The 12,111-nt window shown below is 40.5% G+C and carries 10 protein-coding genes; 9 read left to right on the top strand and 1 reads right to left on the bottom strand.

From position 1 onward, the window contains the following. Positions 1-7 precede the first annotated feature (7 nt). Positions 8-667, top strand: coding sequence for a class I SAM-dependent methyltransferase (locus ACOZ9X_RS09900; protein ID WP_423418264.1), 660 nt, complete (start codon positions 8-10; stop codon positions 665-667). A 337-nt stretch (positions 668-1,004) separates the two neighbouring features. Here the strand turns inward: ACOZ9X_RS09900 and ACOZ9X_RS09895 are convergent, their stop codons facing one another. After that, a complete protein-coding gene (locus ACOZ9X_RS09895; protein ID WP_423418002.1) occupies positions 1,005-2,714 on the bottom strand; it encodes an Rqc2 family fibronectin-binding protein in 1,710 nt (569 codons plus the stop codon). Positions 2,715-2,811: 97 nt separating this feature from the next. Here ACOZ9X_RS09895 and ACOZ9X_RS09890 point away from each other — a divergent pair, with 97 nt between their 5' ends. From ACOZ9X_RS09890 to fmt, 8 genes are all read left to right on the top strand, one after another. Further along, positions 2,812-5,484, top strand: a complete 2,673-nt coding sequence (locus ACOZ9X_RS09890) for a calcium-translocating P-type ATPase, SERCA-type (protein ID WP_423418001.1) — start codon at positions 2,812-2,814, stop codon at positions 5,482-5,484. 348 nt (positions 5,485-5,832) lie between these two features. Beyond that, positions 5,833-6,090 carry an extracellular matrix/biofilm regulator RemA gene (gene remA / locus ACOZ9X_RS09885; RefSeq protein ID WP_066240628.1) on the top strand — a complete coding sequence of 86 codons (258 nt, stop codon included), beginning with the start codon at positions 5,833-5,835 and terminating at the stop codon, positions 6,088-6,090. Between the two features lie 15 nt (positions 6,091-6,105). Then, a complete protein-coding gene (gene gmk / locus ACOZ9X_RS09880; protein ID WP_066393532.1) occupies positions 6,106-6,723 on the top strand; it encodes a guanylate kinase in 618 nt (205 codons plus the stop codon). Continuing rightward, a complete protein-coding gene (gene rpoZ, locus ACOZ9X_RS09875; protein ID WP_066393535.1) occupies positions 6,723-6,929 on the top strand; it encodes a DNA-directed RNA polymerase subunit omega in 207 nt (68 codons plus the stop codon). The genes gmk and rpoZ overlap by 1 nt, the downstream gene beginning before the upstream one ends. Positions 6,930-7,070: 141 nt before the next feature. Then, positions 7,071-8,279: a bifunctional phosphopantothenoylcysteine decarboxylase/phosphopantothenate--cysteine ligase CoaBC gene (coaBC, locus tag ACOZ9X_RS09870; protein WP_423418263.1), complete on the top strand. Its 1,209-nt coding sequence runs from the start codon at positions 7,071-7,073 to the stop codon at positions 8,277-8,279. Further along, positions 8,276-10,684: a primosomal protein N' gene (gene priA / locus ACOZ9X_RS09865; protein WP_423418000.1), complete on the top strand. Its 2,409-nt coding sequence runs from the start codon at positions 8,276-8,278 to the stop codon at positions 10,682-10,684. The genes coaBC and priA overlap by 4 nt, the downstream gene beginning before the upstream one ends. A 19-nt stretch (positions 10,685-10,703) precedes the next feature. Next, complete coding sequence (def, locus tag ACOZ9X_RS09860; RefSeq protein ID WP_423417999.1) at positions 10,704-11,177, top strand: peptide deformylase; 474 nt, start codon at positions 10,704-10,706, stop codon at positions 11,175-11,177. A 2-nt stretch (positions 11,178-11,179) separates the two neighbouring features. Then, entirely contained in the window at positions 11,180-12,109 is a 930-nt protein-coding gene (gene fmt, locus ACOZ9X_RS09855) for a methionyl-tRNA formyltransferase (RefSeq protein ID WP_423417998.1), read from the top strand. The last annotated feature ends 2 nt before the right edge of the window (positions 12,110-12,111 follow it).

Below are 12,111 nucleotides of genomic sequence, written 5' to 3'. Positions count from 1 at the left end.
GAGAAAAATGAACGGTGAAGAATTTGATGAACTTGTTTCCTTTTTTGACAGCATGGCAAGGACGACTTGGCTGAAGAACGTTCATGATCGTTTAAAAGAAGTAACAGGGTCATGGAGTGAAAAAGACGTTCTAGATGTGGGGTGCGGAACGGGAAGATTGCTGTTGCGTGGAGCTGAGGAAGCGAATAGACTTGTCGGCGTTGATCTGTCTTCAGAGATGGTCAAGGCTAGCATTCAGCAGTTTTTTTATCATGAGTTAAGTGGTAAAAGTGAGTTTATTGTTGCTGATGCAGAGAATCTTCCGTTTACAGATCATTCGTTTGATCTCGCTCTATCCACTTGTGTGATGTTTTTATTGCCTGATCCAGCTAAAGGTATCAGCGAGGTTCATCGCGTTCTAAAAGATGATGGTCAAATCGTCATGCTGAACCCGAGCGGAAAAATGAGTCAAGAAAACGCTGCTTCTTTCGCGAAGGAAAATGATATCTCAGGGTTCGAACGAACAGCACTTTTAAAATGGTCTAATGTGAGTACGAGAAGACATCGCTATTCAACAGATGAAATGACAGAATTACTCCACAACCTGCATTTTAGAGAAATTCAACATCATGAAGTGTTAGGTGGCTTAGCTATTATCAGTAAAGCAAAAAAAGCGCAGAACAGCTAAAGTTAAGCTGCTCTGCGTTTTTTAATTGGTACCTGCTTATTGTGTTTTATTGGTCAGAAAAGATTAATTCAATGGAGTTTTTGGAAAGTCCAGGATTGAGGATGCCCACTTAAAGAAGCACCGTTTAAGTTAACGTTCTGTATATAGACTTCCAATGTATTAAAATACTTCACTGATTACTTGATTGGAGCGGAGACTCCTGCGGGATCAGTGTGACAGGTGAGACACCTATCAGCGCAAAGCGCTAGGTGGCTCACCGCACACCCCGCGGAAAGCGAGCATCCTGTAGCGGAAATCAACACTTTCAATACATCAAAGCCAGTGCTTTAAAATCTGTTTACTTTTTCAACCGAAAAACAAGATCTTCATCCGGCGTCACGAAAAGCGTCTGCTGATTATCATAAATAACAAATCCAGGCTTTGCCCCATTAGGCTTTTTCACATGTTTTACTAACGTAAAATCAACAGGAACCGAACTCGAATTTTTGGCTTTGCTAAAAAAACCTGCCAAAATAGCGGCTTCTTTAATAGCCGTTTCACTTGGACTCGCCGAGCGGATCAAAACGTGAGAACCCGGAATGTCTTTCGTATGAAGCCATGTCTCATTGGCTCTCGATAACTTAAAGGTCAGATAGTCGTTCTGTTTATTGTTCTTACCGACTAAGATCTCTGTCCCATCAGTAGATGTAAACTTTTCAGGCTGAGGCGTCTTGTTTTGTTTTTTCTTATTCTTGCTTTGTCTATGTTTTAAATAACCGCCTTCACCGAGTTCTTCTCTAATCTCTTCAACATCTTTCATGGATGCTGAATCCATCTGAACGATCAGACGCTCAAAATAGAGCAATTCATTCTTTGCTTTTTCGATTTGATCTTTAATAATAGAAACTGATTTTTTAAGTTTCGCATATTTTTTGAAGTAGCTTTGCGCGTTATCAGCAGGTGATTTAAGTGGATCAAGTGTAATTTTTACAAGTGGTTGATCTTCAGTAAAGTAATCTTCTACCTCAACTTCCTTATCTCCCTTTTTAGCCAAATACATATAAGCGGTTAGAAGTTCGCCTTTTCGTTGATACTCCTCGGCATTATGAGTTTGTTGAAGTTCTTTTTCTAATTTTCCTATCTTTTTCTTAATCTTGTCGTATTCGTTCGAAAGATATTTTTCAAGATCGTTAGCTTGTTGTTTGATTCGATCACGATCCGCTTTGCCATAAAAATATCGATCGAGCATCTGACTGACCGAATCAAACGATCGGATTTCACCCGTCACATGATGCAGGGAAAGAATAGAAAAATACTCTTTCTTATCGTTTGTGATCATTTGAGGTTCATATTCTTGATCTGATAATTGTTTCATCACACTGAAGAAGGCGTCTGCCACTTCGCTTTTAACCGAAAGTCCCGCTCTTTGCACGATTTCTTTTGCGATTAATGGAGAGAACCCACTGAACTTGGATACGAGTTGTTTATCCAATTTTCCTTCGTTCCAAGAAATCTTTGAAATAAATTCATCTACGTTTGTCACTGTAAAAGGATCTGTTTTTTCTTGTGCAGGAGGCATGATGTACTCAAAACCTGGAAGGATGGTACGGTGTCGATTTTGAAAGCTAGGAATGTGCTTAATGCTGTCAACGATCTTCTGCGATTTTTGGTCGACTAAAATAATGTTGCTATGTCTTCCCATGATCTCAATATAAAGTACTTTTGTTGTCTCGTCGCCGATTTCATCCCTATTTTTAACGGTGATCGTTATGATTCTCTCAAGATCGAGCTGTTCGATCTTTTCAATAAAAGCACCTTCCAAATGCTTTCTGAGAAGCATACAGAACATAGGAGGAGTATCTGGATTCTCATACGTATGTTCAGTAAGATGTACTCTTGCGAAAGAAGGATTCGCAGATAATAGCAGTTTATGATTTTTTCCATTCGCTCGGATCGTAAATACAAGATCTGTTTTATGTGGCTGATAAACTTTTGAGATCCGCCCTGAAGTAAGTGTGTTTTGTAGTTCAGTTGTTATGGCACGTGTCATTATTCCGTCAAAACTCATGTTATGGTCACCTCTTATTTCTGATTCATAGTATAGCATTTTTGCGGACATGCCTGCATATAAATGCTATTAACTAATCTTATCAGAGGTGGAAGCTATGAATTGGTACCAGCTGCCGCAAGACGAAATTGAATCCATTCTTAACAGCAGGATGGAAGAAGGGCTCTCGAAAAGTGAGCAAGAACGAAGGTTAAAGTTAGATGGACCGAATCAGCTAGAAGAAGGAAAGAAGCAGTCTGCCATCTTAATGTTCCTTGCACAATTTAAAGACTTTATGGTCCTCGTCCTCTTAGCGGCTACATTGTTATCCGGCTTTTTAGGAGAATATTTAGACGCGATCGCCATTATCCTAATCGTGGTGATGAACGGAATTCTTGGGTTTATCCAAGAGAGAAAAGCAGAGAAATCCTTAGCTTCACTAAAAGAATTATCTGCACCTAGTGCGCAGGTTCTAAGAGAAGGCAAATGGGTCTCAATCGCTGCGAAAGACGTCGTAACAGGCGATGTGATAAAAGTGAAAAGCGGTGATCGTGTAGGAGCAGATATTAGACTTTTAAAAACTTCAGGATTGCAGATCGAGGAATCAGCACTCACAGGAGAATCAGTTCCTGCACAAAAACATAACAATCTTATTTCTGCTGAAGACCTGAACCTTGGTGATCAAGAGAACATGGCGTTCATGGGCACGATGGTCACAAGAGGAACGGGACAGGGTATCGTTGTAGCGACAGGCATGAAAACCGAGATGGGGAAGATCGCACATCTCATACAAACTGCTGAAAACATTGCAACGCCTCTTCAGATGAAACTTGAACAGCTTGGAAAAATTTTGATCGCTCTTGCGCTGCTGTTAACTGTCTTAGTAGTTCTAGCAGGTGTTATGCAAGGACATGACCTCTATAGCATGATTCTAGCAGGTGTGTCGTTAGCTGTTGCTGCCATTCCAGAAGGACTCCCAGCTATCGTTACGATTGCACTCGCGCTAGGTGTTCAAAAAATGATACGAAAACGAGCGATTGTCCGAAAGCTTCCGTCTGTAGAAACATTAGGCTGTGCAACTGTCATCTGCTCTGATAAAACGGGAACACTGACTCAAAATAAGATGACGGTTACACGTATTTGGTCTCAAGGCAGACAGTGGAGTGTTAATGAAGAAGGTTTTGAAGTCATTGGTGGCGGGATTCAAGAAAACAATAAACGTGAAGATAAGCTCACAGAAGTCTTGGCATATGCCGCGCTTTGTAACAATGCCACGATAGAAGAAGGTAAGAAAGGCTCATTGTTAGAAGTTGGTGACCCAACAGAAACGGCTTTACTCGTTAGTGCTTACAAAGCAGGAATCACGAAAGAATCATTAAGTGAACAATTTACGATTCAGCATGAATTTCCATTTGATTCTACCCGAAAAATGATGAGTGTTGTTGTTCGGGATACTGAAGGAAATCAGATGCTAGTGGTAAAAGGAGCACCAGACGTATTACTCGAGAAAAGTGATTATATTGTGTGGGATGATAAAAAACAATTGATCAAACAAGCTCATAAAGAAAGAATAAAAGAAGCGATCTATGCACTAGGCAGTCAAGCATTGCGAACGATTGCCGTTGCCATTCGTCCGTTAAAAGAAGGAGAGCATTATTCACAAGCTTCTTTTGCGGAAAGAAGTCTTACGTTTATCGGATTACAGGGAATGATGGATCCGCCACGTCCTGAAGTCGAAGAAAGTATCAGAGATTGTCAGACGGCGGGTATCAAAACTGTCATGATAACGGGAGACCATGTAGTAACTGCAGCGAGTATCGCGAAAAAACTAAACATGTTGCCAAACGGTGGAAGAGTGATGGAAGGTGCTGAGCTTGCTCAATTAAGCGACGATGAATTGGACAAAGTTTCAGAAGATGTGTACGTTTACGCGAGAGTTTCTCCAGAGCACAAGTTAAAAATCGTAAAGTCTCTTCAACGGAGGGGTCACGTCGTTGCAATGACAGGTGACGGCGTAAATGATGCACCGGCTATCAAGTCAGCAAATATTGGTATTGCAATGGGTATAACAGGAACAGACGTGGCCAAAGAAGCATCCTCTCTTGTTCTTGGTGACGACAACTTTGCCACGATCCGCTCAGCGATTGAAGAAGGAAGAAACATCTATGAAAATATTAGAAAGTTTATTCGTTATCTTCTAGCGTCCAACGTAGGTGAGATTTTAGTTATGCTTTTTGCGATGATCATGGGCTTACCATTGCCTTTAGTACCGATTCAGATTCTATGGGTAAACTTGGTGACAGATGGTTTGCCAGCAATGGCGTTAGGTGTTGACCAAGCAGAAGAAGATGTTATGAGAAGAAAACCAAGGCAAGCCAAAGAAGGTGTTTTCTCTAGGGGGCTAGGATGGAAGATCGTTTCAAGGGGATTCTTGATCGGTGGAGCGACAATTCTTGCGTTCTGGGTTACATTAAAAGAAAATCCAGATCAACTGATCGTCGCGCAATCCGTAGCTTTTGCAACACTTGTTATGGCACAGTTGATCCACGTGTTCGATTGCAGAAGTGAACGATCTGTTTTTCATAGAAATCCTTTTCAGAACGGTTACCTAGTCTTGGCTGTTATTTCATCTATTCTATTATTGCTAGTGGTCATGTACGTAGAACCATTGCAAGATATTTTCCATACGGTTCCGCTCTCAATAAGACAATGGCTGCTCGTTCTTGGCATGGCATCAATTCCAACATTTGCTCTAGCAGGATTTCAGTTATTTAAAAAAGAAGCAAGATAAACAAATAGAGCTGGTTCCCAGTTGTTTGGGTACCAGCTTCTATTATTTTTAACAAGACAAGTGGTTTATTTGCTCGTCCAGCGGCTTTGAAGCACGCTGGATGAGCGATTCCAGACTTTTATGAGCGATTCCAGACTACTACCATAATTCAATAAGCTACCAAAGGTCGAGGGATTGCTTTCAAGTTTTTAACGCTATTTCCTTAAAAATAGGGAAATTAGTTTAGATTTCAGGATTTATGTGCTAAAATATAAGAACATGTGTACAGTTTTTCACAATATCGTACAATTAGCGTATGACCCGTTATTCCATTTGGCTAGAATAGTAGCAGGTTAGGGGCGTTTAGAGATGAAATTAATTAACATTGGGTACGGAAATATTGTTGCTGCTCACCGAATTATTGCGGTAGTCAGTCCTGAATCTGCACCGATTAAACGATTAATCACGGTCGCACGAGAAAAAAACATGCTGATTGATGCTACATATGGCCGCAGAACGAGAGCGGTTGTTGTGACTGACAGTGATCATGTCATCTTGTCAGCTGTTCAGCCTGAAACAGTAGCTCACAGACTGATGTCGGTTGATGAGGGCTCAGAAGAAAGTTAGGTTGTGGAGGTTTTTATGGAAAAAGAAAGAGGCATTCTGTTTGTTCTTTCCGGTCCGTCGGGTGTTGGAAAAGGAACGGTGTGTAAAGCGCTTCGTGAACAAAAGCTGGACATTCAATATTCCGTTTCAGCAACGACTAGAAAGCCGCGTGAAGGCGAACGGCATGGGGTAGAATACTTCTTTAAAACAAAAGAAGAGTTCCTTGATATGATTGAAAATAAACAGCTGCTCGAGTGGGCAGAATATGTTGGCAACTATTATGGAACACCGATTGAATATGTGAATAGTACGCTTGATGAAGGTAAAGATGTTATCTTGGAAATCGAGGTACAAGGTGCACTTCAAGTTAAAAATATTTTTCCAGAAGGTGTGTTCATCTTTTTAACACCGCCTAGTCTGGATGAGTTAAGAAGTCGTATTGTTGGACGCGGTACAGAAACAGAAGATTTAATTAACAACCGCATGTCTGTAGCTAAGGAAGAAATCGAACTTATGAGACACTATGATTATTCTGTAGTGAATGATGAGATCGATGCTGCTTGCAATCGAATCAAAGCGATCATTACCACCGAGCATTGCCGTGTGGACAGAGTTCGTCCAAAATACGAAAAAATTTTAGGAGATGACAAATAATGCTATATCCATCCATCGATTCTCTTATGGAAAAGATAGATTCAAAATACTCACTAGTTACACTTAGTTCTAAGCGTGCTAGAGAAATTCAAAAATACGATAACCAGCAGATCGCAAAACCTGTATCACACAAGTTTGTCGGTAAAGCACTTGAAGAAATTCAATCTGGTGTATTAATGAAAGTCGGAGAAACTCCAGAAGATTAATAGAACAAGCGAAAAAATATACAACCTTGACTAAAGGTTGTTATTTTTTTGTTCTCGACAGATTTCAATACATTTTTTAATACATATAAATGCTGTAAAATAGAGTTAGCATGTATAAGTCAAGAGCGGCGGAAGGGGTTTATTATGGAAAAGAAGAGAATATTGCTTGCTGTTTCAGGCGGAATAGCTGCATACAAGGCAGCAACAGTAGCAAGCAGATTATTTCAAAACGGATACGAAGTAAAAGTGATCCTTACCGAATCTGCACAAAAGTTCATTACACCACTTACCTTTCAAACGCTAACAAGAGAAGAAGTTTATACGGATACGTTTGAAGAAAAAAATCCAGCAGTTGTTAGCCATATAGATCTTGCTGACTGGGCAGATCTTGTATTAATCGCCCCAGCAACGGCAAACTCTATCGGTAAGCTAGCTAACGGTATCGCGGACGATATGCTCACAACAACATTGCTTGCAACAAAAGCAGACGTACTGATCGCACCTGCGATGAATGTAAATATGTTCAACCATCCCGCAGTGAAGAAGAATATGGAAACATTAGCTTCATTCGGATGGCGTTTCATAGAACCGAACGAAGGACTTTTAGCATGTGGATGGATCGGTAAAGGGAGACTTGCCGAACCTGAAGAACTAATAGAATCTGTTCATACCTATTTTAATGAACAAAAAGCAGAAGATAAGCCGTTAACAGGAAAAAAAATACTCGTAACAGCTGGTCCAACTAGAGAAGAATTGGATCCTGTTCGTTATTTTACAAATCATTCATCAGGCAAGATGGGGTATGCAATAGCAGCAGTTGCAAAAGACCTAGGTGCTGATGTAACCCTTGTTACAGGACCAACCGCACTGCCAGTTCCAAAAGGCGTTACCATTGAAAATATCATTTCCACTAAAGATATGTATGAAGCGACAATGTCTCGTTACCATGAACAAGATGTTGTCATTAAATGTGCAGCCGTAGCTGATTATACACCTGTAACGGTTCATTCAAACAAATTTAAGAAGAAAAATGATATTTGGACGATTGAGATGAAAAAGACGATTGATATTTTGCAATCGTTAGGTGAGAAAAAGGAACATCAAGTGTTAGTAGGATTTGCGGCTGAGACTGAAAACCTGGAGAATTACGCAAAAGATAAGATGGTAAGAAAAAACTTAGATATGGTTGTAGGAAATGATGTATCAAAAGAAGGTTCTGGTTTTGGAAGTGACACGAACGAAATTATTATGATCAAGAAGGATGGCTCTAAGAAGGTTCTGCCGATTCTGTCAAAAGAAAGTGCAGCACATGAAATAATGATAGAAGTTATGGAATTGATGAAAAGATGATCGCTGCAGTGGTAGTTGACGTTCCTTCAGGTAGTGTAAACAAAACCTTTGACTATAAAATTCCCGCTGTTTGGGAAAAATGGGCTGAACCTGGGATGCGTGTTATCGTACCGTTTGGGCCGAGAAAGCTTCAAGGCTTCATTTTAGAGGTGAAAACAACGTCCACAGTAAAAGGGATAAAAAGCATTACGGAAATTCTGGACCCGCTCCCTGTATTAACTTCCGAACTGATCGAGCTAGGCAAGTGGCTTGCTGAAAATACGCTCAGCTTTTACATTACAGCTTATCAAGCCATGTTGCCAGCTGCGATGAAAGCCACTTACGAAAAGTCTTTTCAAGTGATCAAACCTGATAAACTTCCGGATTCAATTCATACCCTTCTCTCAGCTAGCAATGAGATTCATGTAAGTGATGTAACAAAATCAAATCCTGATTTATTGCCGCTACTGCAGGCACTTGCAAAAGAAGGAATACTTGACGTTGTTTATAAAGTGAAAAATAAAGCGAACAAAAAGCGGCGGAAATTCGTTTCTATTAAAGACCGGACTTTAGCTGACGAACAGATCCACAAGTTGAACAAAAACGCTGAAAAACAAAAGGCGATTCTCATAGAACTATTACATCGTCCAGACGGAGAGTACTCTTTGCAGGAAATTTTGAATGAAACAGGAGCTACTCTCTCAACAGCACAAACACTATCTAAAAAAGGCATTCTTTTCATAGAAGAAAAAGAGGTCTATCGCGATCCGTTTCAAGGACGTACTATGAAACGAACACAGCCTCTTCTATTAACAGAAAATCAAGAAAATGCGATTAAACCGATTCTACATTCTATCGAAAACAATAAACATGAAACTGTACTTCTACATGGCGTAACGGGAAGCGGGAAAACAGAGATCTATCTGCAGTCCATCCAAAATGTTCTGGATAAAGGAAAAGAAGCCATCGTACTCGTACCTGAGATCTCGCTCACACCACAGATGGTAAACCGTTTTAAAGGCCGTTTTGGTAGTGCGGTTGCTGTTCTTCATAGCGGATTATCAATTGGAGAAAAATATGATGAATGGCGAAAGATTCTTAGAAAAGAAGTTTCAGTCGTTGTTGGAGCGAGGTCTGCGATCTTTGCTCCGTTTCAAAACTTAGGGATTGTCATTATAGATGAAGAACACGAAACAAGTTATAAACAAGAAGATCACCCACGCTATCATGCACGAGATGTCGCGATATGGAGAGGGAAATACCATTCATGTCCAATTGTTCTTGGAAGCGCGACACCAGCGCTCGAGACATACGCAAGAGCTCAAAAAGGACGGTATCAGTTAGCAGAGCTAGCTAATCGTGTACATTATAATCCGATGCCAGAAGTCACCATAGTCGATATGAGAGAGGAATTAAAGAACGGTAACCGCTCTATGTTTTCACTTGCATTGATGGACAAGCTGAAAGATGGACTTCAAAAGGGAGAACAGTCGGTTTTGTTCTTAAATCGAAGAGGCTATGCTTCTTTTATTCTTTGTAGAGATTGTGGATACGTAGCACAATGTCCTCATTGTGACATATCTTTAACCTACCATAAGCGTTTTGGTGAATTAAAATGCCATTATTGCGGTTATAAAGAGAGTACACCTTCTGTTTGTCCGAGTTGTACTTCCGAACATATCCGTTTTTTTGGAACAGGTACACAGAAAGTTGAAGAAGAACTTGCAAAAGTCCTTCCTGAAGCACGCGTGATTCGGATGGATGTTGATACGACTTCAAAGAAAGGCAGTCATGAAAAGCTGTTAACGGCATTTGAAAACGGTGAAGCTGACATCCTGCTCGGTACACAGATGATCGCAAAAGGGCTTGATTTTCCAAAAGTAACATTAGTAGGCGTTTTGGCTGCTGATACGATGCTTCATCTGCCAGACTTTAGAGCTTCCGAAAAAACCTTCCAGCTTCTCACACAAGTGAGTGGCCGTGCAGGCAGACACGAACTAGAGGGAAAGGTTATTGTACAAGGTTACGATACTCAGCATTACAGCATTCAATTAGCATCCAAGCACGATTTTCACTCCTTTTATAATCAAGAGATGCAAACGCGGAAACTTCATCAGTATCCACCTTTTTATTATTTAGGTTTGTTAACGTTCAGTCATCTCGATCTCATGCAAGTGGTTGAAGCGAGCGAAAAAGCAGCAACCTACCTATCGAAGAGGTTATCACCAGATAGTCTGCTTCTTGGACCTGTAACTTCACCCATTGCACGTGTGAAGGATAGATATCGCTATCAGGTCATGATAAAATACAAAAATGAGCCAGAGCTAAGAACGTGGTTTGAAGAGATTATTGCTCATTTCCAAAAAGATAAAGAGATCAAAGATCTTCAGATAACGGGTGATTTAAACGCCCAAACACTTATGTAGCTAGTTAAGGAGATACAAAATGACCATTCTTAAAATTGTAGAACATCCACATCCAGTGTTAGAAACAGAATGTGAACAAGTAAAAACATTCGATAAAAAATTGAAAAAGTTAGTTAAAGATATGTTCGAGACGATGTACGAGGCAGAAGGAGTTGGACTCGCTGCACCTCAGATCGGAATTGCAGAACAGATCGCAGTTGTAGATATTGGTGATGACACGGGTCAGCTAGTTCTGATCAACCCGGTTGTAAAAAAAGCTTCTGGAAGCCAAAGTGGACCTGAAGGCTGTTTAAGTTTCCCAGGATTATTTGGTGAAGTCGAACGTCCTTTTGAAGTTACCGTTACAGCTCAAGACGTAAACGGAAAAGAATTTACATTAAAAGCAAGTGATTTTCTTGCTCGTGCCATCCAACATGAAATCGATCACCTGCATGGAATCTTATTCACATCAAAAGTAATCGAATATTACGAGACGGAAGAATTGGAGGGATAAACATGAAAGTATTATTTATGGGAACACCTGACTTTTCCGTACCCGTACTTCGTCAGCTCGTTGAAGATGGCTATAATGTCGTTGGTGTTGTTACACAACCTGACAAGCCTGTAGGCAGAAAAAAAGAAATCAAGCAGACTCCAGTTAAAGAGGAAGCTTTAAAACATGGAATTTCTGTGTATCAGCCTATTAAACTGCGAGAAGACTATGAAGACATCATCGCTCTTCAACCAGACTTAATCGTCACAGCAGCATATGGGCAGATTTTACCCAAGGCGATTCTTGAAACACCTCAGCATGGATGTATCAATGTTCATGCATCATTGCTTCCAAAGTATCGCGGAGGTGCTCCGATCCACAAAAGTATCATGGACGGAAACACCAAGACGGGGATCACGATCATGTATATGGTTGAAAAATTAGATGCAGGTGATATACTTACCCAAGTTGAAGTTGAAATCGAAGAAAATGATCACGTTGGTTCGATGCACGATAAGTTGAGTGCAGCGGGTGCAAAGTTATTGTCTGAAACCATTCCTCAACTTGTTGAAGGAAAACTAGTCCCTGTGCCACAAGTGGATGAGGAAGTTTCATTTGCTTGGAACATTACTCGTGATCAAGAAAAGATTGATTGGACATTGTCAGGTGAAGAAATTTATAACCATATTCGTGGGCTACACCCATGGCCGGTTGCTTATACGTATTTGAACGGACAGCCACTTAAAGTATGGTGGGGTGAAAAGAAAGAAACGAGTACTGATGGTGAGCCTGGGACTGTAATCGGTATTCAAGAAAAAGGTCTTCAGGTCGCAACAGGAAACAAAACAAGCATTATCATTACAGACTTGCAGCTCTCTGGAAAAAAGAGAATGTTAGCAAGTGATTATCTTAAAGGAGCAAGCATTTCAAAAGGCTTGAGATTAGGTGAGTAGAG

The sequence above is a fragment of the Fictibacillus nanhaiensis genome, from assembly GCF_049537595.1.
Taxonomy (GTDB): Bacteria; Bacillota; Bacilli; order Bacillales; family Fictibacillaceae; genus Fictibacillus; species Fictibacillus nanhaiensis_F.
Note: the sequence above shows the minus strand (reverse complement) of the source record. Positions and strands in the feature narration are given on the sequence as shown.

Coding starts and splice junctions, on each gene's coding strand:
- def (WP_423417999.1), top strand. CDS start 10,704: ATGACCATTCTTAAAATTGTAGAACATCCACATCCAGTGTTAGAAACA.
- priA (WP_423418000.1), top strand. CDS start 8,276: ATGATCGCTGCAGTGGTAGTTGACGTTCCTTCAGGTAGTGTAAACAAA.
- ACOZ9X_RS09890 (WP_423418001.1), top strand. CDS start 2,812: ATGAATTGGTACCAGCTGCCGCAAGACGAAATTGAATCCATTCTTAAC.
- remA (WP_066240628.1), top strand. CDS start 5,833: ATGAAATTAATTAACATTGGGTACGGAAATATTGTTGCTGCTCACCGA.
- rpoZ (WP_066393535.1), top strand. CDS start 6,723: ATGCTATATCCATCCATCGATTCTCTTATGGAAAAGATAGATTCAAAA.
- fmt (WP_423417998.1), top strand. CDS start 11,180: ATGAAAGTATTATTTATGGGAACACCTGACTTTTCCGTACCCGTACTT.
- ACOZ9X_RS09895 (WP_423418002.1), bottom strand. CDS start 2,714: ATGAGTTTTGACGGAATAATGACACGTGCCATAACAACTGAACTACAA.
- gmk (WP_066393532.1), top strand. CDS start 6,106: ATGGAAAAAGAAAGAGGCATTCTGTTTGTTCTTTCCGGTCCGTCGGGT.
- ACOZ9X_RS09900 (WP_423418264.1), top strand. CDS start 8: ATGAACGGTGAAGAATTTGATGAACTTGTTTCCTTTTTTGACAGCATG.